General features: G+C 63.5%; 22 protein-coding genes and 3 pseudogenes. 7 read left to right on the top strand and 18 right to left on the bottom strand.

Going from position 1 to position 20262, the window contains the following annotated elements; all coding sequences use genetic code 11:
* Positions 1–24: 24 nt before the first annotated feature.
* The 3 genes from ABGV18_RS02090 to ABGV18_RS02080 all read right to left on the bottom strand — a co-directional run bounded on the left by ABGV18_RS02090 (position 25) and on the right by ABGV18_RS02080 (position 2849).
* On the bottom strand, positions 25–405 hold the full coding sequence (locus ABGV18_RS02090) for a DUF2173 family protein (protein ID WP_396584599.1): 381 nt from the start codon (positions 403–405) through the stop codon (positions 25–27).
* Positions 406–561: 156 nt separating this feature from the next.
* Entirely contained in the window at positions 562–1218 is a 657-nt protein-coding gene (locus ABGV18_RS02085) for a DUF72 domain-containing protein (RefSeq protein WP_396584598.1), read from the bottom strand.
* A 251-nt stretch (positions 1219–1469) separates the two neighbouring features.
* Positions 1470–2849, bottom strand: a complete 1380-nt coding sequence (locus ABGV18_RS02080) for a diguanylate cyclase (protein ID WP_396584597.1) — start codon at positions 2847–2849, stop codon at positions 1470–1472.
* Between the two features lie 219 nt (positions 2850–3068).
* On the opposite strand from ABGV18_RS02080, the gene wrbA reads away from it, so the two are divergent.
* A complete protein-coding gene (wrbA, locus tag ABGV18_RS02075; protein ID WP_396584596.1) occupies positions 3069–3668 on the top strand; it encodes an NAD(P)H:quinone oxidoreductase in 600 nt (199 codons plus the stop codon).
* A gap of 103 nt (positions 3669–3771) precedes the next feature.
* Here wrbA and ABGV18_RS02070 read toward each other — a convergent pair.
* The 4 genes and pseudogenes from ABGV18_RS02070 to ABGV18_RS02055 form a co-directional block, all read right to left on the bottom strand.
* Positions 3772–3899: pseudogene (locus tag ABGV18_RS02070) on the bottom strand (DUF3096 domain-containing protein); the annotation flags it as partial.
* Positions 3900–4019: 120 nt separating this feature from the next.
* The gene (locus ABGV18_RS02065) at positions 4020–5843 is read right to left on the bottom strand and encodes an adenosylcobalamin-dependent ribonucleoside-diphosphate reductase (protein ID WP_396584595.1); all 1824 of its coding nucleotides are present in this window, start codon (positions 5841–5843) and stop codon (positions 4020–4022) included.
* 7 nt (positions 5844–5850) lie between these two features.
* Positions 5851–6468: an alpha/beta family hydrolase gene (locus ABGV18_RS02060; RefSeq protein WP_396584707.1), complete on the bottom strand. Its 618-nt coding sequence runs from the start codon at positions 6466–6468 to the stop codon at positions 5851–5853.
* Positions 6469–6484: 16 nt separating this feature from the next.
* Complete coding sequence (locus tag ABGV18_RS02055) at positions 6485–7135, bottom strand: phosphoribosyltransferase family protein (RefSeq protein WP_396584594.1); 651 nt, start codon at positions 7133–7135, stop codon at positions 6485–6487.
* Between the two features lie 456 nt (positions 7136–7591).
* Here ABGV18_RS02055 and ABGV18_RS02050 point away from each other — a divergent pair, with 456 nt between their 5' ends.
* On the top strand, positions 7592–8185 hold the full coding sequence (locus tag ABGV18_RS02050) for a periplasmic heavy metal sensor (RefSeq protein WP_396584593.1): 594 nt from the start codon (positions 7592–7594) through the stop codon (positions 8183–8185).
* A gap of 103 nt (positions 8186–8288) precedes the next feature.
* Here ABGV18_RS02050 and ABGV18_RS02045 read toward each other — a convergent pair whose 3' ends face one another.
* The 5 genes from ABGV18_RS02045 to ABGV18_RS02025 form a co-directional block, all read right to left on the bottom strand.
* On the bottom strand, positions 8289–8546 hold the full coding sequence (locus ABGV18_RS02045; RefSeq protein ID WP_396584592.1) for an SHOCT domain-containing protein: 258 nt from the start codon (positions 8544–8546) through the stop codon (positions 8289–8291).
* 48 nt (positions 8547–8594) lie between these two features.
* Positions 8595–8738, bottom strand: a complete 144-nt coding sequence (locus tag ABGV18_RS02040) for a DUF3096 domain-containing protein (RefSeq protein ID WP_396584591.1) — start codon at positions 8736–8738, stop codon at positions 8595–8597.
* Between the two features lie 86 nt (positions 8739–8824).
* Positions 8825–9439, bottom strand: a complete 615-nt coding sequence (locus ABGV18_RS02035) for an arylesterase (protein ID WP_396584590.1) — start codon at positions 9437–9439, stop codon at positions 8825–8827.
* Positions 9439–10071 (bottom strand): diguanylate cyclase, encoded by a 633-nt coding sequence (locus tag ABGV18_RS02030; RefSeq protein ID WP_396584589.1) that lies wholly within the window; start codon positions 10069–10071, stop codon positions 9439–9441. The genes ABGV18_RS02035 and ABGV18_RS02030 overlap by 1 nt, the downstream gene beginning before the upstream one ends.
* Entirely contained in the window at positions 10004–10405 is a 402-nt protein-coding gene (locus ABGV18_RS02025) for a GAF domain-containing protein (protein ID WP_396584588.1), read from the bottom strand. Before ABGV18_RS02025 ends, ABGV18_RS02030 begins: the two co-directional genes overlap by 68 nt.
* 401 nt (positions 10406–10806) lie before the next feature.
* Between ABGV18_RS02025 and ABGV18_RS02020 the strand changes: the two genes are divergently transcribed.
* On the top strand, positions 10807–11421 hold the full coding sequence (locus ABGV18_RS02020) for a BMC domain-containing protein (RefSeq protein ID WP_396584587.1): 615 nt from the start codon (positions 10807–10809) through the stop codon (positions 11419–11421).
* Between the two features lie 156 nt (positions 11422–11577).
* Positions 11578–12129: an NUDIX domain-containing protein gene (locus ABGV18_RS02015; protein ID WP_396584586.1), complete on the top strand. Its 552-nt coding sequence runs from the start codon at positions 11578–11580 to the stop codon at positions 12127–12129.
* A gap of 134 nt (positions 12130–12263) precedes the next feature.
* Here ABGV18_RS02015 and ABGV18_RS02010 read toward each other — a convergent pair whose 3' ends face one another.
* The gene (locus ABGV18_RS02010; protein ID WP_396584585.1) at positions 12264–12488 is read right to left on the bottom strand and encodes a hypothetical protein; all 225 of its coding nucleotides are present in this window, start codon (positions 12486–12488) and stop codon (positions 12264–12266) included.
* Between the two features lie 385 nt (positions 12489–12873).
* Between ABGV18_RS02010 and ABGV18_RS02005 the strand changes: the two genes are divergently transcribed.
* Positions 12874–13434 carry an SgcJ/EcaC family oxidoreductase gene (locus tag ABGV18_RS02005; RefSeq protein WP_396584584.1) on the top strand — a complete coding sequence of 187 codons (561 nt, stop codon included), beginning with the start codon at positions 12874–12876 and terminating at the stop codon, positions 13432–13434.
* Between the two features lie 181 nt (positions 13435–13615).
* Here ABGV18_RS02005 and ABGV18_RS02000 read toward each other — a convergent pair whose 3' ends face one another.
* Positions 13616–14542: a DUF808 domain-containing protein gene (locus ABGV18_RS02000; RefSeq protein WP_396584583.1), complete on the bottom strand. Its 927-nt coding sequence runs from the start codon at positions 14540–14542 to the stop codon at positions 13616–13618.
* 186 nt (positions 14543–14728) lie between these two features.
* Between ABGV18_RS02000 and ABGV18_RS01995 the strand changes: the two genes are divergently transcribed.
* Positions 14729–15982, top strand: a complete 1254-nt coding sequence (locus tag ABGV18_RS01995) for an HD domain-containing phosphohydrolase (protein ID WP_396584582.1) — start codon at positions 14729–14731, stop codon at positions 15980–15982.
* A gap of 72 nt (positions 15983–16054) precedes the next feature.
* On the opposite strand, the gene ABGV18_RS01990 is transcribed toward ABGV18_RS01995, so the two are convergent.
* Positions 16055–16372, bottom strand: a complete 318-nt coding sequence (locus ABGV18_RS01990) for a cupin domain-containing protein (protein WP_396584581.1) — start codon at positions 16370–16372, stop codon at positions 16055–16057.
* Positions 16373–16577: 205 nt separating this feature from the next.
* Between ABGV18_RS01990 and ABGV18_RS01985 the strand changes: the two genes are divergently transcribed.
* Positions 16578–16775 carry a CsbD family protein gene (locus tag ABGV18_RS01985; protein WP_396581809.1) on the top strand — a complete coding sequence of 66 codons (198 nt, stop codon included), beginning with the start codon at positions 16578–16580 and terminating at the stop codon, positions 16773–16775.
* Between the two features lie 289 nt (positions 16776–17064).
* Here the strand turns inward: ABGV18_RS01985 and ABGV18_RS01980 are convergent, their stop codons facing one another.
* From ABGV18_RS01980 to ABGV18_RS01970, 3 genes and pseudogenes are all read right to left on the bottom strand, one after another.
* Positions 17065–18726 (bottom strand): EAL domain-containing protein, encoded by a 1662-nt coding sequence (locus tag ABGV18_RS01980; protein WP_396584706.1) that lies wholly within the window; start codon positions 18724–18726, stop codon positions 17065–17067.
* Positions 18727–18735: 9 nt separating this feature from the next.
* Positions 18736–19083 (bottom strand): annotated as a pseudogene (locus tag ABGV18_RS01975) (PAS domain-containing protein); the annotation flags it as partial.
* Positions 19084–19137: 54 nt separating this feature from the next.
* Positions 19138–19419, bottom strand: a pseudogene (locus ABGV18_RS01970) (PAS domain-containing protein); the annotation flags it as partial.
* Positions 19420–20262: the final 843 nt, after the last annotated feature.

Here is a 20262-nt window from a genome sequence, read left to right as displayed (position 1 = left end):
TTTGGGACGGATCGCCCGCGGGCGTCAGTTCAGGGAATCGGGTGCGTCGGCTAAACGGTTGCGCATCATGCCGAGCACATTCCCCAAGGATCCCCGCTCGTTGTCGATCACGCAGTAGACGTTGGAGATCACACAGACACTGCGCGACTTGCCATGCATCACCCAGCCCTTGGTGGGCACGAAGCCGCAACCGCCGGCACCCGGCTGGCACACGCGGGAGAACATCGCCAGCATGTCACCCTCCATCCGCATCGCCGCGGCGTTTGACCGACACAGCGACGAGATCAGTCGGGTGTCGGCTGCAGACAAATCGCCCTTGTGGTGATAGTACTGATCCCCCCGGTAGGCGAAGTCGCCCGCCGCCACGACCCCGGGTTGGTCCATCAGATCGTTTACCAGACTCATTATGTCGCCCCTCTCCTGGACTCCGTAATTAATCCTTATAGACCGCTGAAGACAAGTTGTCCAACGAAAAGAAGGGCGCGCTTTGCAGATTCAATCTTTTGATTTCAAGGGGTTCTGGCTTATGCCCCGGCCACCAACGCCTGGCCTGCTGGCCGGTTAGCTGGAGGCCAACAACGCTTGCAGTCGGTCCGCATCCCGCGGTGCCTGCGCCTCGGCATCGTTGTCGAAGTAGGCATAAACATCCCGACCCTCGTCCAGCCACTTCCGGAAACGCCGAGTCAACGCCCCCAACTGCGCGTCGCTGTATCCACCCCGATACGGTCCATCCGCCCCGTGCCAGCGCAGGTAGACGAAATCCGCGGTCTCAAGGAAGGGGCTGGTCTGCCCGTCGAGGTCGAAGACGCAGAAGGCGGCCCCGTGCGCGGCCAACAGATCGGTCACCGCCGGATCCCACCAACTGCGATCACGAAACTCGAAGCCATAGCGATGCCCGTCAGGCAACGCATCGAGAAAGAGGGCCAAACGCTCGACATTGACGCGCCAGCGTGGTGGCAACTGAAACAGGATCGGTCCCAATCGGTCGCCGAGCCGATCGATGCGCTCGAAGAACGTGGCAATGCTGGATCGCGGGTCCTTGAGCTTTTTCAGGTGGGTAATGTAGCGGCTGGCCTTTACCGCGAAGCGGAAATCCGGCGGCACAGCAGACCGCCAGGCATCCAGCGTCTCCGGGCTGGGCAGACGGTAGAAGGTCGCGTTGACCTCGACGCTGGAAAAGTGCCGGGCGTAGAACGACAACCAGTCGGCAGCAGGCACCCCGGGACGGGTAAAACGCCTCCCGCCAATGGGGGTAATGCCAACCGGATGTGCCGATATAGAGCGCCACGCCTAACCTCCTCGACTGCGCGTCAGTCAAGGTTAGACGACGGAATCAAGGAGGTTCCTTCGACTAGGAATCGCATCAAACAAACAGCGCCACCAAGAAAAAGCACCGCCCCTGGGCACCACCCCTGGGCACCACCCCTGGGGATGATGCGTCGCACCAACGGGCGAGGACTCGAATCGGCTTAACTGGCTAACGCCTCGCCGGCCCCCTCGGCGATCACGCGATCGCGCCCGCCCGACTTGGCGGCATACAAGCGCGAGTCGGCCAGCTTCATCAGCGGCTCGGCGCTGGTCAGACGATCGTTGGCGGTGCAGGCAACCCCGAGGCTGGCGGTCACAGACAGGGTATGCCCGGCAAACTCCACCTGGCTCTGGGCCAGGGCAAAGCGAATCCGCTCGGCCACTTCCTGCCCATCCTTGATATCCGAACCGGGCAGAATGGCGATGAACTCCTCGCCACCGTAACGCATCACCACGTCGCCCTTGCGCAGCATGTCGCGGATGACGCTGGCCGCGCGCACCAGCACCTTGTCGCCGGCCAGGTGCCCGTAGGTGTCGTTGAGGCGCTTGAAGTGATCCAGATCGACGATGATCAATGACATCGGCGTCTGGTTGCGCTGGATCCGGGCCAGCTCCTCATCGAGTCGCTTCATGCCGAAACGACGGTTGTAAAGACCGGTCAACGGGTCCAGCGCCGCGACCCGTTGCAGGTCGTCGTGCAACAAGGCGTTGTTCAACGCCATACCCAGTCCCTGGATCATCAGCGGCAGCAGGCGGGTGGTGTTGTCGCTAAAGGGGGAGGCCGCGGCCAGCACCACCCAGCCCAGCAGCAGCCCATGGTGCTTGATCGGCAACAGCAGCACGTCGCTGGGGGTGAAATGCGAGAGCACCGCATCAACCTTGACCTCGTCGGGCAGGTCGTAGCGTCGCACCACGGCCTGCTCGTGGGCCGCCTGCAGCGCGGAGCTCTTGAGGATCGCCTCGGGCTCGATCAATCCCATGGAGGCGGGAATCGTCCACTCGCCCTGCTTTTCCAAGATGATCGCGCCGCCATCGGCCACCGAGTGCTCGATCAACAGCGCCAGGGCCTGCTCGCTCAGATCATGCAGATCGAGCTGGCTGGAAAGGGTGTTGTTGAAGTTCTGAATGCGCTCTTCGACGAGGTGGGCCGCATGCAACGCCTGCAAAAGCGCGTTGTAGCTGTCGGCCACGTCGCCGAGCTCGTCTTCCGCCTGCTCCTTGAGCTGACAGACGGCCGGATCACATTGCGACCAGTCCCCGGAATAGGTGGCCTGGTCCATCGCCGCGCGCACCTGGCGCATCCGACTGGTCAGTCGACGTAGCCGCGGGCGGACGATGCGACTGGCCAGCGCGAAGTTCAGCCCACCGACGATCAGGCCCGCAGCCAGCGTTGTACCGATGAAGGCCGGTGAGAGCGCCAGATCCGCCGAGATACCCATCTGCACGCCCACCAACGGGAAGATCGCCCCCATGAGGATACCCATGGAGACCATGCCCCAGGCCAGCGCACGAAAAACGTGCTTAGATCGGTAGAAACTCATCCCTGTTCCCCTTATTTCCATTCTATTTGGCGCAAAACATTAGCATGCCATGATGAATAAATAACCCCTTGATTAGCATGGGAATCGCGCCGACAGCCTCCCCAGATTTCTCCAACGATTCGCGTCGTGGTCTACCCTTGCCGGCATCCGCAACAGACCATCGGCCAACCATTAAATCCATCACTGACCACGCATCAACCACCACATCGAGGTAAACGCATGAGCAAAGTTCTCGTTCTCTATTACTCCATGTACGGCCACATCGAAACGATGGCGCAAGCCGTCGCGGAGGGCGCGCGGGAAGTCGACGGTACCGAGGTGACGATCAAGCGCGTGCCGGAGCTGATGGACGAGGAGACAGCAAAGAAGGCCGGCGCCAAGCTCGACCAGCCCGCGTCCGTCGCCGACCCGAAAGAACTGGGTGACTACGACGCCGTGATCATCGGCACCCCCACACGCTTCGGCAACATGGCCGCGCAGATGCGCAACTTCCTCGACCAGACCGGCAGCCTCTGGGCCGAAGGCAAGCTGATCGGCAAGGTCGGCAGCGTGTTCACCTCCACCGGCACCGGTGCGGGCAACGAAACCACCATCACCTCCACCTGGAACACCCTGGCGCACTTAGGGATGGTGATCGTCGGCACTCCTTACGGCATCCCCGAGATGTTCGACATCTCCGAGCCACGCGGTGGCGGCCCCTACGGGGCCGGCACCCTGGCAAGAGGCGATGGCAGCCGCCAGCCCAGCGAGATGGAGCTGACCATCGCCCGCTATCAGGGTCGGCACGTTGCCGAGATCACGAAGAAACTCCACGGTTGACATCCGCTTGTACGGTTGCATGTCCCGGACACACCCTATTCGCCCTCTCCGGCACCCCCGGCCCTCCCCGGGAACGCCGGGTCGGATTCAGAAATCCCTGACCCAACAAGCCGAGCACGCCCAGCACGATTAGGTAGATGGCCACGATGTAGTTGAGGAGCTTGGGGATGATCAGGATGGCAATCCGGCGCCAAGTGAGATCAGCGGGATAATCTCTAGGTTTATGGTCATGGGAAGCCTCCGTCGGCGTAAATCCGGTGGGTTTTTATTGGTGCCCGGTACGCGATTTACGACACCGCTCGGCGAAAAATCTCCGGTCAGCACATGGCTTTCTGGAGACAAACGTGGTGCTCAGTCGACCTCGCGCTCCATGTCGCAGCAGGGGGTGGCCGTGGCCACATCCTGCAGGATCGCGCCGGTGATCGGGTTGGGGCGGTAGGTGGTGCAACCTTTCAGCCCCAGTTCGAAGGCGCGCTGATAGATGGCCTCGAAGTCGGTGAACGGCATCGATTCCGGCACGTTGATGGTCTTGGAAATCGCGCTGTCGACATATGGCTGCAACGCGGCCTGCATGGCCAGATGCGCCTCGGGCAGCAAGGTTTCGGCTTCGACGAAGGTGTCCGGTGCCTCGCCGTGCGGATGCCCGGTGTGCCATTCATGCCAGGCCCGGTCTTCAAGGCGAAACGACTCACGCGTACCGTCGCCGGTGAGCACCGAGCGACACAGTTCGCGACGAAAGATCGGCTCGATTCCAGACGATACGTTTCCCGCCAGCAGGCTGATGGTGCCGGTGGGCGCGATCGCGGTCAGATGGCTGTTGCGAATGCCATCGCGGGCGATCCCGGCGCGGATGTCGCCCGGCAGCGACCGGACAAACGGCCGGTCAAGGAAGTGGGCAACCTCGAAGAATGGAAACGGCCGTTTCTCCCGTGCCAGTTCGATCGAGGCGCGATAGGCCGCGTGCGTGATCGCCTGCATGACCGCGCCGGCCTGTTCGCGCGCCTCGGGGCTGTCGTAATGCAGCCCCAGCATGATCAGCGCATCGGCCAGTCCGGTGACGCCCAGGCCGATCCGTCGGCTGCCGCGCGCCTGCTCGGCCTGCGCGGGCAACGGGAACGACGAGGCATCGATCACGTTGTCGAGAAAGCGCACCGCCAGCCGGGCGGTCGCTTCCAGCCCGTCGCGGTCCAGCGTCGCCCGCGACGTGAACGCATCGCTCACGAAGCGCGTCAGGTTGATCGAGCCGAGATCACAGGCCCCGTAGGGCGGCAGCGGGATCTCGCCGCAGGGGTTGGTGGCCGAGATGCGTTCACGATCGCCCAGGTTGTTCCACTGGTTGATCCGGTCGATGAACAGCACACCCGGCTCGGCGTGATCATAGCTCGCCCGCATGATGTGCTCCCAGAGCTCGTGGGCACGCACACGCCGGATCACCGGGCAGGCCACCGGCTCGTCGAACCCGGGCCAATCACGCCGAACCGTTTCGCCGGTGCCCTCCCCGCTCGTGCCCTCCCCGCTCATGCCCTCCAGCGCGGCGGCCGGGAAGACCAGCGGCCAATCCGCATCGGCGTGTACCGCGGCCATGAAGGCATCGGTCACCAACACCGAGCAATTGAAATGCGTGAGTTCCCCGGAGCGATGCTTGTCGTTGACAAACGACTCGATATCCGGGTGATCGACCCGCAGGGTGGCCATCATCGCCCCGCGTCGGGCGCCGGTGGAGAGAATGGTGGCGCACATGCTGTCCCAGATGCGCATGAACGAGACCGGCCCCGAGGCGATCGTGCCGGCGTGTCGAGCTGCCGAGCCGGCCGGGCGCAACGTGGAGAAGTCGTAGCCGACGCCGCCGCCTTGCTGCATGGTGATCGCGCCTTCCTTGAGCGCCTCGAAGATCCCATCCATGGAGTCCTCGATCGTGCCCATGACAAAGCAGTTGAACAGCGTTACATGGCGATTGGTGCCGGCCCCAGCCAGGATGCGACCTCCCGGGAGGAAGCGAAAGTCAGCCAGCAGATCGGCAAACCGCCGCTCCCAGACCGCCGGTTCGGCTTCGACCGTCGCCAGTGCCCGCGCCACGCGCTGCCACGTGGCCTCGATGCCCGGCTCGTCGGCGTACCGGTAACGGCTCACCCATACCTGTCGGGCGATGGCGGTATCGAGTGCCTCCCGTCCCATGGGTCACCTAGGTCGGGATCAGCCAGCGGGTGAACCACTCGGCGGCCAGCCGCGCGGCCTGGAACAGGGTGCCCGGTTCCTCGAACAGGTGCGTGGCCCCCGGCACGACGGCCAGTTCGGTGGTGGCCTGCAGGCGCTCGCGAGCAAGGCAGTTGAGTTCGATGACCTGCGCATCTGCCCCACCGACAATCAGCAAAGTGGGTGCGACTACCTGCGGCAATGCCTCGCCCGCCAGGTCGGGGCGACCGCCTCGCGAGACCACCGCCCGGATGGTCTCGGGGAGCTGCGCGGCGGCCTTGAGCGCCGCCGCCGCGCCGGTGCTGGCGCCGAAATACCCTTGCGGCAGATCCGCCAGTTCGGGCTGCTCGGCCACCCAGGCGGAGGCCTGTACCAGTCGATCGGCCAGCCGGTCGATATCAAATCGATTCTCGTAGACCGCATCCTCCGACTCGCTCAACAGGTCGAACAAAAGCGTCGCCAGTCCCACCTCGTGCAGTTGGCGCGCAACGAACTGATTGCGCGAGCTGTGGCGGCTGCTGCCACTGCCATGGGCAAACAACACCAGCCCTTTCGGCTGAGCGGGCAAGCCGAGGATGCCCTCGTGCACCGCCTCGCCCAACTGCATCTCGACGTTCTGCTGCTCAGCGTTCACTGCGCACCTCCCGGTCGGTGGCCTGCTGGAGCATGGCGATGACCTGGTGGTCGGTCACCTGCGGGAAGCTATCGTAGTAAGCGCCGACGGCTCCCAAGTACTGGTCGGTGATCTCCAGGGCCACCAGTTCGTCGGCCTCCGTTTCCAGGTGCGCGGCGGTCGAGGCCGGCACCACCGGGATGGCGACCACCACCCGGGCCGGCTCACGAGCGCCGGCATCGCGAATGGCCGCGCGCATGGTCAGCCCGGTGGCAATCCCGTCATCGACGATGATCGCGAGCTTGCCGGCTACCGACGGCGCGGCGGCGCGCCCATAAAGGGTTCGACGCCGGGATGCCTCGACACGCTCGCGCGACTCGGCGTCCATCAGCCACTGGGGGTCGACGGCGGCCTCCTCGCGTGGGTTGCAGACCCGCTCGCCCTGCTCGGGCACGGCACAGATGGCGTATTCCGGCTGCATCGGGTGACCGATCTTGCGCGGGACCAACACGTCTAGTGGCATGCCCAGGTAACGCGCCACTTCCGCGCCCAAGGGCACGCCACCCCGTGGCAGCGCATAGACCACACCGGGTTGGCCCCGAAAGCGTTCCAGTGCCTCGGCCAACTGACGGCCGGCCTCGCGTCGATCGGCAAACCGCATGACACCCTCCCATGACACCCTGCGTGGGGACCCACTTGTCGGGCCTGACATGACTATAGCCATTCCGCAGAGGAACGCTGCCCTGAATGCTTTCCTTTTCACGCCCAAACAGTAGGTTGCGAACGATAACGCACTGATTTGCTGTGCTATGTTTGAATCGGAACGCCGGTCCGCCGCGCCACAATCACCTCGACGCCTCACGGTGATGCCGTAGCGGGTGCCGAGGACCATGGGCCCGGCCGCGTTCCGGGGACATCCGTGATACCGGATGATCAGCAACACGGGGAGTCGACTGAGCGGGTTTTGCAAATGCCTGCTCGGCGTTCCTCGATCGGGGCGTGAGGGGAGTCCGCGTGTCACTCCAACCCGGAGACCAGTGTTTCTCCGGGCGACTGGCTGACCCGCGTGCTTCCCCGGCCCCAAGCCTTCAACCCATACCTAAGGAGGAGAAGCGCCATGATCAAGAAACGATTGTTACGGGAACTCACCGCCTGCGGCCTTGCCGCAACCATGCTGACCGCCGCCCCAATGGCACTGGCCGGGGACGACAAGGAGCGACGCGGCATGGACGGCCAGGGCATGATGAACGGCTCCGGCTATGGTCAGGGCTACGGGATGGCCGGGGGTGCCCCGTGCGCGCCCGGTGGTGGCTACGGCCCCGGCATGATGCAGCCGGGTTACGGCTACGGCCAAGGCATGATGGGCCCCGGTTACGGTCCCGGAATGATGGGTCAGGGCATGATGGGCTCTGGTGGTGGCTACGGCCCGATGATGAACGGCTCTGGACCGGGCTGGGGCGGCGAGCCACTTTCCGAGAAGCAGCGCGATCGGGTACGCGAGCTTCAGCAGGAACACCAGAAAGAAAACTGGGAGCGCATGCAGAAAATGCAGGATCGTCAGCGCGAGCTCCAACGTCTGCAACTCGCCGACGAACCCGACTACGACGAGATCAAGGAAAAGTCCCGCGAGCTCAACGAGCTCCAGCAGGAGATGACCGAAGAACGCATCGAGATGCACAAGCGAATGCGCGAGGCCTTGGGTCAGGACTGATCTCACCGCCCTCGACTCGGCACCACGCTAAAAGGCCGCCCAAGCAATGGGCGGCCTTCCTTTTTTGTCGCTGCCGACGACACGGGAACCCCGTGTCATCAAATCAATCGTCCAACCGTCGTCGGCGCTCCTCGAACTCCTCGTGGTCGATTTCACCGCGCGCATAACGTTCCTTGAGCACGTCCAGTGCCGTGCGCCGACCCTCACGCGGCTCGGATGGCCGTTGCTGGCCGGAAGAGAGCAGCCATTTGATCAACGCGACGATACCGACGATCAGCAGCACCCAGAAGAGCACCATCAGTACCCAGCCCAGTCCGTACATGCCGCCATGCGGCATCCAGCCATAACTCCCGTCGTACATGTCGTGCCTCCGTGGAGTTCAGAAATGGTCCCGCCACCTTGGCGATTATCAGAAACCGTAGCCCAGTAGCCCCAGCACACCGAGAACGATCAGATAGATCGCCACGATGTAGTTGAGCAGCTTGGGAACCACCAGGATCGCGATGCCTGCGGCCAGCGAGATCAAGGGAACGAGCTCAATTTGGATATTCATGCGTTTTTCCTTGCCTTATCGTCAGTGTCACAACCGTAAACCACGAGGTCGATCGTGCCGCGCCGGGCGGGTGTTGTCCACCTGCGCTACAACGCTCCCTCGTCGCGCAGCACCTCGGCAAGCCGCTCGGCCATGGCGCGATAGCCCTCGGCGTTAAGGTGCACGGCGTCGGCCTTGTACCCCGGGCGACGCAACAGACCGGCGACCAGGTCATCGACCAGCACCACGCCGTGCTCCTCGGCCAGTTGCTCGTAAAGGGGCGCGGACTGCGAGAACAACGACTTCTCCGGCACGCCGACCAGCACCACCGCCACGCCGCTTGCCTGGGCCTGCTCGATCATGTCGCCAAGATTGCGCTTGGCCACGGCCAGATCGTGATTGCGCAGCACGTCGTTTCCGCCCATCAGCAGGATCATCAGTGCCGGGGCATGGGCCTTGAGTGCCTCGGGCAGGCGCCGGAGCCCCTCGGCCGTGGTCTCACCGGCCACGCCGGCGTTGACCACCGTCCACCCCGTCAGCCGGGCAAGCTGCTCGGGATAGGCTGCGCCCTCGGGTGCCCCCACGCCCTCGGTCAGGCTGTCGCCGAACGCCAGGATGGTGGCATCGCGCGGCAGCGGTTCGAGCGCCGGCTCGCCGCAACCGGCCAGTGCCAGCAAAACACCGGCCAGCAGCCAGCGACTTGATCGTCCGAACCACGTCATCAATTGCTTCCCGCGTCTCCCCGCCCGGCCAGTTTCTCTTCGAGCATGTGGCGGTCGGCTTTCACAATGGCCGAGTCGATATCCTGACGCGGATCGCGTGCCGACCAGCCCACCGATGCCTCGACTCCGGCCTCGGCCAGTGCCCGGCGAATCTTATTCTCGATGCGTTGACCGCCATCCGCGCCACTCTCCACGCAGAGCACGGCAAATTCGTCTCCGCCATTGCGCGCCACGGCATCGGTATCGCGCATGGCTGCGCGCAGCGCCTGTCCGGCTCGCACCAGCAGATGGTCACCGGCCTCATGTCCCTGACCGTCGTTGGTCTCCTTGAGACGATCCAAATCAATGATGAACACGGTCGCCGGGCTGCCATAGCGCCGCGCACGATGCTCCTCGATTTCGACCCGTTCTTTCCAGCCCCGACGATTGAGCAGGCCGGTGAGCGGGTCACGGCTTGCTTCCTCCCGAACGTCCTGAAGCGCGCGCGCCAAATCCACGCCACGCAATTCGGACTCGAGGATGCTGCCCAGCAACCGGGCGAGCAGCCGGACCAGCGGCAATTCGTCAGTGAGTGCCTCCGGCTGGGCCGTCAGGGTCGATCGCGCAGAGGGTGCCGAACAACTCCCCATCATCACGGAGGACCGGCACGCCGACGTATGCCCCGATCGGCACCTGCAGGCCGATTGGCGCCTCACGGTAGGCCGGCACCTCGTCAGCCTGTGGCGCGACCTGCGGCCCCTTGCCCACAACCATCAGCGAACAGAATGAGTCTGTCCAGTGCAGCACATCTCCGCCGGCGACCGTATACCGATCTCCCTCGGCCTGGAGCACGATCCAGTCCTCACCCTCAGTGCGGGTCATCATCCACAACCCGAGCCCCGTGCGTTCGCTCAAATGCGCCAGCACCGCCTGACAGGCAGTGTGGAAATCCGTGTACGGCAGGAAATCAGCGAGATTGTTGGTCATCGATCGAGGCCCTCGCCTGTGGGACGCAGTCAACTGCTTATCGAGCACGTATACCCAAGCGTGAAGGTCAAGTCTACATTCTGCGCGCCACCCGCACGTGGGATTGTGCGTGGCCAAGTCTGCACGAATACGATAGCGCTCTGCGCACCTTGAACGAGGCAGACGCGAGGGACTCGTCCGCTGCCGAACGGATCGTTTTTCCAAGGCCGGCAACACAGCAGCTGCCCGGATTAAGGCATATCTCAGGGGCCCCAGTGAGCGGCATCGCATCCACGCGGACGTTGTCTAACGTATGGCACCCATAAGGGATCGAAATGCCTCACCGTTCGCGCTGATGGTAGACTCGCCGGCACTCGACCTTTCCTGATACGTGAACTGGCTTACGCCAAGGTCCCCGCTCGATGATCGAACTCCGGACATACGTCTTTATCGACTCGCTCCAGCCCCAGGTGGCGGAGTACATGGCGACGGCGTCCCAGGGCTTTTTGCCCATTCCGGGCGATGCCTGCCTGTGGGTCGAGGTCTCGCCGGGCATGGCCGTCCACCGGTTGACCGACATCGCGCTCAAGGCCTCCAGCGTGCGCCTGGCGCAGCAGGTGGTCGAGCGGGCATTCGGCTCGATGGTCATCCACCATCGCGTGCAGAGCGACGTCGTCCAGGCCGGCAATACCATCTTGGAGTACCTCGGCCGCGAACAGACCGAACGCCAACCCTGCGAGATTGCCTGGCAGGAGATCATTCGTGGCATGACACCGGACCACACGGTCCTGATCAACCGTCAGAACCGCCGTGGCAACATGATCCTGCCCGACCAGAGCATGTTCATCCTCGAGGTCGAGCCGGCCGGTTATGTCGTCTACGCCGCCAACCAGGCGGAAAAGGCAGCCAACATTTCGCTGATCGACGTGCGCGCGGTGGGCAAGTACGGTCGCCTGACGATCGCCGGCACCGAGGGCAATGTCGACGAGGCCGCCCGGGCGGCCATCGCCGCGATCAAGAACCCCGCGTTCACCTAATCCTAATCAAGGCGCCTCGAAAAACGTGATGAGCACGTTCGAGTGCAAGGAGCCGCGCAGTGAGCGACGAGACATATCATCTTGATAGGCGAGGAGTGAACGAGCACGTGACGCAGCAATCGGACGGCGCAGTAGTTTTTCGGGGTGCCTTGAGCCATGCATCGCAATGATCTGCTAGACCAACTCGCCCGCTACGAGACGCGCCACCTTGACGAGGCCGCTTTCGTCCAGCGCGCGCGGCAGTTCGTTGCCACGCACCCCGATACCTTCTACCGCGAGCACCTGCCCGCACACGTCTCGGCGTCCACCTGGGTGGTCAACCCCTCGCGTACCGCGGTGCTCCTGATGCACCACAAGAAGCTCGACTGCTGGTTGCAGCCCGGCGGGCATGCCGATGGCGACACCGACATGCGCGCCGTGGCCTTCAGGGAGTGCGTCGAGGAGACGGGTGTCTCGCCCGAGCATGTCCGGCTGGTCGGCGACGAGATCTTCGACGTCGACATCCATGCCACGCAGGAGCCCCACCCGGACGCCCAGCCTCACCACCACATCGACATCCGTTACCTGGTGGAAATCGACGACAACGTGCCCGTCCCGGGCAACGACGAGTCCTTCGAGCTGCGCTGGGCCCCCGTCTCCATGGTCACGCGACTGAACAACAGCCGCTCGACCCTGCGCATGGTCGACAAGACGCGCAAGATGCGTTGAGCCCCGGTCCTGGCTCGGTGGGACACCGTGGCCCACTTTTCCAGCCAACGAAAAAGCCCGAATCCAGTGGATTCGGGCTTCGTCGTCTGGGGGCCGCTTGTGCGACCCGGACCCTTCAGTCGTATGCCTCGGGGTCAGCTTGCCTGGGCAAGGGAGCGGGCATGGTCCACCGCGTCATCAAACACCTTGGTCTCGTAGAGGGTCTCCATATCACCCGGCACCGCCATGCGGCCGTTGGTCGATCCCTTGCGAGGTCGACGGGCGGGTCGTTGCACGAGGTACATGCCGTCGTTGGCCTGTTCGACCTGGATGTTGCCGTTGCGGTAGAAACCGCGTTCCGCGTCCATCTTCTCTGCCATGAGCATCACACCTTTATCGTGATCAGACCGTACCGCGGGAAGGCGGCCGGCCTTGGTGAGTGACAGCCCCGGAAGTCTCCGGGACGCCCACCGGTCCACTGTAGGCCAGTCGTCACCACGTTGTCATGGAAAAATATCGAAGCGAGCCGAACCCTGATTCCCGCAGCATTCCACCTCGACGAACGACGGCCACGGTCGGGCACACGGTGCGCGCCGTGATTTCGAAGTTGTCGAACAAGGCATGAAGACGGAACACCAGCGTTCGCCGATCCGGGAATGACAGCAAGGCCCGGAATCCCTACAATGGCGGGCTTCCGGAAGGCTTTCTCGCCGTATTTCCTGGCGGCAGTTCCCGGCCCTTTCGAATCGTGACGGAGACCGATCAGTGACCAGCAGCAACCGCCCGCGCATCAGTGGCTCCCGCTTTCTCAGTGCCGACGATGCGCCGAACTCGCGCCTGAGCATGGGCTCGTCCCATCGCGACGCGTATCGCTCGGTCACCGGCACTGGCAGTGACTTCCGAGCGATCGACGTGCCCGCCGACGAAAGCTGCGTGGTCTGCGCCCCGGCCACGCGCCGACTGGCCGAAGAATTGTTCGACCAGTGGAACAACGCCCTGCGGACCGGCGATGCCCGTCGCGTCACCGCCCTGTACGCCGAAGAGGCTGTGCTGCTGCCCACCGTCTCCAACGTGCCCCGCACCACGCACGCGGAAATCCAGGACTACTTCGAACACTTCCTGGAAAAGCGACCGGTCGGCACCATCAACACCCGCAACGTGAAGCTCGGCTGCAACAAGCTGACCGACGCCGGCACCTACACCTTCCGCGTCACCGACGGCGACGAGACCCGCGACGTCCCGGCCCGCTACACGTTCGTCTGGGAGAACCGCGACGGCCAGTGGCTGATCGTGCATCACCATTCCTCGGTAATGCCGACCGACTGACCCGCCCAGCGTGGTCCAGCACCAACGACAACGCCCGCCAATCCGGCGGGCGCTTGCGTTATGTCGTAAGCATTTCTGGTTCTCGCGTCAATCGGCGGGCCGTCGCCAGGCTAGACGCCTTCCGGCCATCGCCGCACCTCTCGCCACCACATCCTGTCCGCCCCGGTCGGCCCAGCCATTTTCAGAGTGCCTGCCGGGCCCGCTGAAACCCGGTCACGCCCGCCAGCACGATCGCCCCGGCGATCAGGCCCACGACCCCGTTGAACAGCATCGGGATGATTAGCCCTGCCGCACCCTCGAAGCCAGGATCGAACCGTTCGAGAAGATGGTGCAAAAACGGCAGGCCGTGGACGAGGATCCCACCACCGACCAGGAACATCGCGGCCATCCCGACGATCGACAACCCGCGCATGAACGTCGGCATGGCGACCAGAATCCCGCGCCCGAGCGCCTCCTTGAAGCGCCCCCAGGCCTCCTCGCCCGCGCCCTTCACCAGCGCCAGGCCCCAGTCATCGAAGCGCACGATCCCGGCGACCAGCCCGTAGACCCCGACCGTGGCCACCAGCGCGACCAATGACACCACCACCGCCTGCGTCCAGATCCCGGCCGCACTTGCCGCGCCCAGCGCAATCACGATGATCTCGGCCGAGAGGATGAAGTCCGTGCGGATCGCCCCACGGATCTTCCCCTTTTCCGCCTGCTTGATGTCCTTTTTCTCGTCGGCGACGGTCTCACGCAGCTCCTGCCGGTGCGCCTCGTCCTCCTCGGGGCTGTGCAGCAACTTGTGGGCGATCTTCTCCGCGCCCTCGAAGCACAGGAACAGCCCGCCGAGAATCAGGAGTGGCGTGATCAGCCATGGCAGGAAAGCACTGATCAACAAGGCTGCCGGCACCAGGATCAGCTTGTTGAGGAACGACCCCTTGGCCACCGCCCAGACGACCGGCAACTCGCGGCTGGCCCCCACGCCGGTCACCTGCTGGGCATTGAGCGCGAGGTCATCGCCGAGCACCCCGGCGGTGTTCTTGGCGGCGACCTTGGAATAGACGGCGACATCGTCGAGCAACACGGTGATGTCATCGAGTAGGGTGAGTAGACCGGCAGCAGCCATGGCGTGATTTCCTTGGATTCCTTGGGTTGAATGGATCGGGGCGGACGCCCACGCAGTGTGGCACACGCGCACCGAACTGCCGCTTCGCCCGGCCGGCATGTCCGCCCACTCCATGATCCAACCATGCGAAGATAGCCGTACGGATAACGGGGCTTTTCGCAAGGGTCTTTTCGCAAGGGAAGCGGCATGAATTCATACCGACGCAAGGCAGCCATCCTGATCGCCCTGGTGAGCACCCTGCTTGCCATCGCCGCCAGTACCGCCGCGTGGTTCGTCGCGCAAGAGAGTGCCGAGCATGCCACGGTCCAGCTGGCCGTGGAGGAATCCCGGCGGATGATCGGCCAGTTCGACGTCGCCGACCTCAACGGCCCGGACGGCGAGGCCATCGCTACCCGGGCCGCCAAGACACTGGCCGGCGGACTGTTCGAGATTGCCGAGGTCTACGACCAGGACGGCACGCTGCTGGCCGACTGGAGCACGCCGGCGGGCAAGCGGCTCGAATCGCAGATCGACGATCACAGCAGCGTGCTTTCCCAGGAGCCGAGCTACCAGGCCCTGTATTCAGCGGATGGCCGCTGGGTGCTGCGCGTTACCGTGCCGCTCTTCGATGGCGCCGCAACGGATGCCCCCATCGCCTATTTCGAGGGGGTGCGGCTGGTGCCCGACTGGCAGCGGCAGAACATGCTCGACGCCACACTCGCCGCCGCGCTGATGGCCGCACTCGCCGCCATCGCCTGCGGGCTGGTGATCTACCCGATCGTGGTCCACCTCAACGACGAGAACGACCGCAAGTCCCGCGACCTGCTCGCCTCCCACATCGCCCTGCTCGAGGCCATGGGCAAGGCCGTGGCCAAGCGCGACTCCGACACCGGCGACCACAACTACCGCGTCACCGACATCGCCATGGCCATTGGCGAGCGCCTCGGCCTGGGCAAGAAACCGATGCGCGCTTTGCTCTCCGGCGCCCTGCTCCACGACGTCGGCAAGATCGGCGTGCCCGACCGCATCCTGCTCAAGCCCGGCAAACTCGACGACCAGGAAATGGCGTTGATGCGCTCGCACGTCCCGCAGGGCGAGGACATCGTTCAGGGCATCCCCTCGCTCGACGAGGCCCGCGACGTGATCGCCTACCACCACGAGAAATGGGACGGCAGCGGCTACCCGCGCGGACTGGCCGGCGAGGATATCCCCCTCAACGCGCGGATCTTCGCCGTCGCCGACGTCTTCGATGCGCTGTGTTCGCCGCGCCCCTACAAGGAGGCCATGCCGTTCGAGACCGCCTGGGGCATCATCCGCGACGACGCCGGCAGCCACTTCGACCCGCGGGTGGTCGACGCCTTCCGCCCCGTCGTCCGCCGTCTGCACCAACTGCACTTCGGCGGCAACGGCGGCCGCTCGCGCCAGCTGCTCGAACGCGACATCCGCCGGTACTTCTTCTGAACGGGGGGCCACTGCCGAGCGCCCCGCCCGATGCGAGCGGGACGAGCGCTTACGCCAAGCACGCCTCGAAGGTCAGTCGTAATGCACGGCCAGCCAGACCGTGTCCTCGTCCGGAGCAGTCCACGCCACGCGATGCCGGCAGTGCGCGGGAATGCTCAGATGGTCGCCCGGCCCGAGGGCGGCCTCCTCGCCGTTCTCAAAGGCCACCACGCCACGCCCCTTGAGCACGACCACCCACTCGTTCCGCGGCTGGTCGTACCACTCGGAGGCCGGCGAGCTGTGGCCACGCGAGACGATGCGTTCCACCGCCACGTTCTCGGCCTCGACCAGGGTGTCGAACCACTCCTCCGTTAGCTGCGCGGGCAGGTTTTCAAACAGATTGGCGGTCATGGATCACGTCTCTGGTGGGTGGGAACGTACGGCGGCAACCAAGTAGGCAGCCACGTAAATGGGCCCCTCTGCGCATCTCGGCAGCGCCGTCAGCTTGCGTCTGGCCGCATTTGACAACACCGAAGGCCCTTACTAGCTTCATTATGCGCCCCGGCATCGCGAGTGCGATTACAGGTCTCTTTACATATCACTGGGAGGAATCCTCATGGATTCAGACCGCATCAAAGGCAAATGGAAACAGATCAAGGGCAGTATGAAGGAGCACTGGGGGAAACTGACCGATGACGACCTCGACCAGGCCGAAGGTCACCGTGACTACCTGGTCGGCAAGGTGCAGGAACGGTATGGCATCAGCAAGGATGAGGCGCGTGAGCAGGTCGACGACTTCGAACGCAAGCTTTAACTCCTGCCATACGGCGACTGGCCCTTGAGACCAGTTGCCCCTTACAGCTAGCGTCCCTTGCTCGAGTTGGCAGCCCCGTAATCACGCGCAGGGACAATCAAGCAAACGGCCCCTCACCCCACCCCCGCAGCCAGCGAACGTGGGTTTCTTGCACACGCACGGCTAACCCCCGATAAAGCCTATCGACAGGCGAAATACCCTCACTCCATGGCCGGGCGCCTACTTCACTGGCATAGCTTTACGATGCGAGACAAGCTCGTCAGTCGTAGACCAAAGGCATTCTGGCTCGTTACTTTGTGTTGCGCAGATAGGCAGTGAAGTCCTCGAAGCTCATGGGCCGCGCGCACAGAAAGCCTTGCACTCGGTCGCATCCATGCGCTCTCAGCCACTCGAGTTGTATCTCGGTCTCAACCCCTTCCGCCAAGGTGCGAAGGCCGAGCGCTTGCCCCATGACGAGAATGGCCTGCGCAATGCTCTCGTCATTGCGGTCGTTGCCGCCCAGACCATCGACAAAACTCTTGTCGATCTTCAGTTCCGTCAATGGCAGCCGTTTGAGGTAACTCAACGAAGAGTAGCCGGTGCCAAAGTCATCCACGGCGAATGGAATATTGGCTTCCCGCAGCCTTTCGATATTGCCAATCACCACGCTCGTGCGATCGACAAGCGCCCCTTCGGTAATCTCGATCTGTATCTGATCCGCGGCCACACCGTAGTAGGCGAGCCGACCGATCAAGTAATCGGGCATCCGGGCTTCTCTCAAGCTACGCACGGATAGGTTGATCGACAGCGGAACGCCGGCAAAGCCCTCACTGGTCCACTGGGCGATTGCACGTATCGACCGCTCGATCACGTAATGATCGATTTCGATGATCATTTCGCTGGATTCGGCGATCAAGATGAACTCGGCCGGCGAGACCGCCCCCAGCGTGGGATCGGTCCATCGCAGCAAGACCTCTGCGCTACAGACAGGCATCCCGTCCACAATCTCGAACTGCGGCTGAAACACGAGCTTCAACGCTTCGGTCTGCAATGCAGCGCGCAGCGCCGACTCGACCCGGTAATGCCGGATCAAGCGGGCTTCGAGTTCCTTCTGGAAGACCTCGAAGCCGTTGCGGCCACTGTCCTTGGCCCGGTACATCGCCATGTCGGCCGCCTTGATCAAGGTGGTGATCTCGCGACCGTCGTCAGGGAAAAAGGCGATGCCAATGCTCGCCGTGATAAACAGACGCCGATCGTCGACAACAAATGACTCGCGAAAGGCCTCCAGGATGCGATTAGCCGCATGCTTGGCACCATCCACGCTGGTGTCCGAAAGAATGATCGTGAACTCGTCCCCACCCATGCGCGAGACCGTATCCACTTCGCCCAGAACGCCCGACAATCGTTTGGCCGCCTCGATCAGCAACACATCACCCACGTCATGGCCGAGGGTATCGTTGACGGCCTTGAAATTATCCAGATCAAGGAACATCACCCCCACCACTCCCTCATGCCGCCGGGCCGAGGACATGGCGGAGTCTAGGCGGTCGGAAAACACCGAGCGACTGGGCAAGCCGGTCAACTCATCATGGGTTGCCAGGTATTGGGCGTGCTTTTGCGAGTCCTTGAGCTTCGAGATGTCTGAAAAGACCGCCACGTAGTAAGCGTCGCCGTCTCCCGCGGTCCGGGTAATCGTCAGCCACTCGGGAAAGAGCTCGCCGTTTTTGCGGCGATTGAGGAGTTCACCCCGCCACAGCCCGGTCCGCTGCACGCCGTCCCAGAGCTCCTCGTAAAGCCTGCTGGGGTTTTCATCGGACTGAAGCAGATCAGCCACCCGGCAACCAATGGCCTCCTCGGCCGGATAGCCCGTAATCTCGGTGAAAGCCTGGTTGACGGAGGTGATCACGGTGTTGGCATCCGTCACCATGATCGCCTCACCGGCCTGCTCGAAGACCTGGGCGGAGACCCGCAGATTCTGCTCGATCCGCCTTCTCGTCGTTACGTCATCTGCCTCGATCAGCAATCGTTCCGGCGCGCCGTTTTCATCCAGCAACAACTGATGGGTCGAGCGATAGACCCGTCGGCTTTCGCCGGCATCAAATTCATGTTCGACCACGTTGGCGCTGCCCGTGCGCATCACCTCGAGGTCAGTGGTCCACATGCTGCCGGCCAGCGGGTGAGAGAATAATTCGAAGTCGGTTCGGCCCAGTGTCTCCTCGAGGCTCAAGTCAAACGCCTTGAGGAAGGCCGGGTTGGCAAACTGGTACCGACCATCCAGGCCCTTGCTGCTGATGAGCACCGTGCTGTTGCTCATCAACGCATCCAGGTGGGCCCGCGATGCCGCCAGCTCACTGCGCGTGCGCCGAATCTCGGTAATGTCGACCAGGGTGACGACCAGCAACTCGACCTCGCCCGCCTCTTGGCAGCCCGGGGTCACCATTTGCTGCCACTCCCCCCCTTGGATCGGCACGACCTTCTTGTGGGATTTGACCTCGACGCGAGCCTGGGCGAGGTCCTTCTTCAGACCGTCCAGAGCCGCGGGCAGACGCAATCGCTCGACGGGCCGGCCGATGAACGCCGAGCGCAGGTCGAGGATCTCCTTCGCCGCCAGATTGAAGCGTTGCAAATGTTGTTTTGTGTCGAATACGAGAACCGGAAACTCCATCGCGTCGTACAAATGGCGGTATTCGTCCGTCAGTGACTGCAACTGTTCCGTCTTTGTATTCAGTTCGTCGTTGAGCGCACTCAACTCCTCGTTCGACGCCTGCAGTTCCTCGTTGGCAGCATGCAACTCTTCATTGGTCGCCTGGAATTCCTCGTTGGATGCCTGCGCCTCCTCACTGAGCGACTGCATCTCCTCGTTGGTCTTGGCCAACTCCTTCATCAACGATTGCACGTCGCCATCCGCGGCGGCGTTCTCGTCCGTCTCCGACTCGGCATCCGATCGATCGGGGCGTTCCGGCACCCGGCACAACCGTTCAATGCACACCAAAATGCGGTTGGCGTCCTGGTCGGGAACCGGCCGCAGCGAAAGCCGCCAGCGCTGGCCGACGTCGTCGCGTTCTCGCCCGAACAAGCGCTGAGGCGATTGCCTCATCCGATGCAGCAAGGAGAACAATTCATTGCGGAACGGTTGGGCGATCACGTCGGTGATCTGGTGAACTGCCTTGCCCCGCGGGAATTGGAAGAACCGCTCCACCTCGCCGGCGGTATGTCGGATATCGCCGTTCGGTTCGCACAACGCCACCGTGGCATTCAGTTGCGATACCACGGCCTCGAGCAGGCTCTCCGTGTCTGCCTCGACGGGAAAATGGCTGGATCTTGGCAGGGACTTGAAGAGGCTCGGAATCAGCCGAGTCGACGTGCCGCCTCGCTTGCGGAACAGACGTTCTCGCGCGTCAATCGCCGTAAACAGGGAGTCGGCCGATGCCGGTGTCTCGGACTGACCGAGGAAGAGAACGCCCCCCGTGGCCAGTGCGAAATGAAACCGATTGAGGATTCTCGACTG

Source organism: Guyparkeria halopsychrophila, assembly GCF_044582135.1.
In the GTDB taxonomy this organism is placed as follows: Bacteria; Pseudomonadota; Gammaproteobacteria; order Halothiobacillales; family Halothiobacillaceae; genus Guyparkeria.
Note: the sequence above shows the minus strand (reverse complement) of the source record. Positions and strands in the feature narration are given on the sequence as shown.

Bases quoted from the DNA above. Each gene is read 5' to 3' on its own strand.
- ABGV18_RS01995 (WP_396584582.1), top strand. From the start codon at position 14,729: ATGAATTCATACCGACGCAAGGCAGCCATCCTGATCGCCCTGGTGAGC.
- ABGV18_RS01985 (WP_396581809.1), top strand. From the start codon at position 16,578: ATGGATTCAGACCGCATCAAAGGCAAATGGAAACAGATCAAGGGCAGT.
- ABGV18_RS02020 (WP_396584587.1), top strand. From the start codon at position 10,807: ATGATCGAACTCCGGACATACGTCTTTATCGACTCGCTCCAGCCCCAG.
- ABGV18_RS02045 (WP_396584592.1), bottom strand. From the start codon at position 8,546: ATGTACGACGGGAGTTATGGCTGGATGCCGCATGGCGGCATGTACGGA.
- ABGV18_RS02000 (WP_396584583.1), bottom strand. From the start codon at position 14,542: ATGGCTGCTGCCGGTCTACTCACCCTACTCGATGACATCACCGTGTTG.
- ABGV18_RS02050 (WP_396584593.1), top strand. From the start codon at position 7,592: ATGATCAAGAAACGATTGTTACGGGAACTCACCGCCTGCGGCCTTGCC.
- ABGV18_RS02040 (WP_396584591.1), bottom strand. From the start codon at position 8,738: ATGAATATCCAAATTGAGCTCGTTCCCTTGATCTCGCTGGCCGCAGGC.
- ABGV18_RS02080 (WP_396584597.1), bottom strand. From the start codon at position 2,849: ATGAGTTTCTACCGATCTAAGCACGTTTTTCGTGCGCTGGCCTGGGGC.
- ABGV18_RS02015 (WP_396584586.1), top strand. From the start codon at position 11,578: ATGCATCGCAATGATCTGCTAGACCAACTCGCCCGCTACGAGACGCGC.
- ABGV18_RS02010 (WP_396584585.1), bottom strand. From the start codon at position 12,488: ATGGCAGAGAAGATGGACGCGGAACGCGGTTTCTACCGCAACGGCAAC.
- ABGV18_RS02025 (WP_396584588.1), bottom strand. From the start codon at position 10,405: ATGACCAACAATCTCGCTGATTTCCTGCCGTACACGGATTTCCACACT.
- ABGV18_RS02090 (WP_396584599.1), bottom strand. From the start codon at position 405: ATGAGTCTGGTAAACGATCTGATGGACCAACCCGGGGTCGTGGCGGCG.
- ABGV18_RS02035 (WP_396584590.1), bottom strand. From the start codon at position 9,439: ATGACGTGGTTCGGACGATCAAGTCGCTGGCTGCTGGCCGGTGTTTTG.
- ABGV18_RS02060 (WP_396584707.1), bottom strand. From the start codon at position 6,468: ATGCAGTTGGGCGAGGCGGTGCACGAGGGCATCCTCGGCTTGCCCGCT.
- ABGV18_RS01990 (WP_396584581.1), bottom strand. From the start codon at position 16,372: ATGACCGCCAATCTGTTTGAAAACCTGCCCGCGCAGCTAACGGAGGAG.
- wrbA (WP_396584596.1), top strand. From the start codon at position 3,069: ATGAGCAAAGTTCTCGTTCTCTATTACTCCATGTACGGCCACATCGAA.
- ABGV18_RS02030 (WP_396584589.1), bottom strand. From the start codon at position 10,071: ATGATGGGGAGTTGTTCGGCACCCTCTGCGCGATCGACCCTGACGGCC.
- ABGV18_RS02055 (WP_396584594.1), bottom strand. From the start codon at position 7,135: ATGCGGTTTGCCGATCGACGCGAGGCCGGCCGTCAGTTGGCCGAGGCA.
- ABGV18_RS02065 (WP_396584595.1), bottom strand. From the start codon at position 5,843: ATGGGACGGGAGGCACTCGATACCGCCATCGCCCGACAGGTATGGGTG.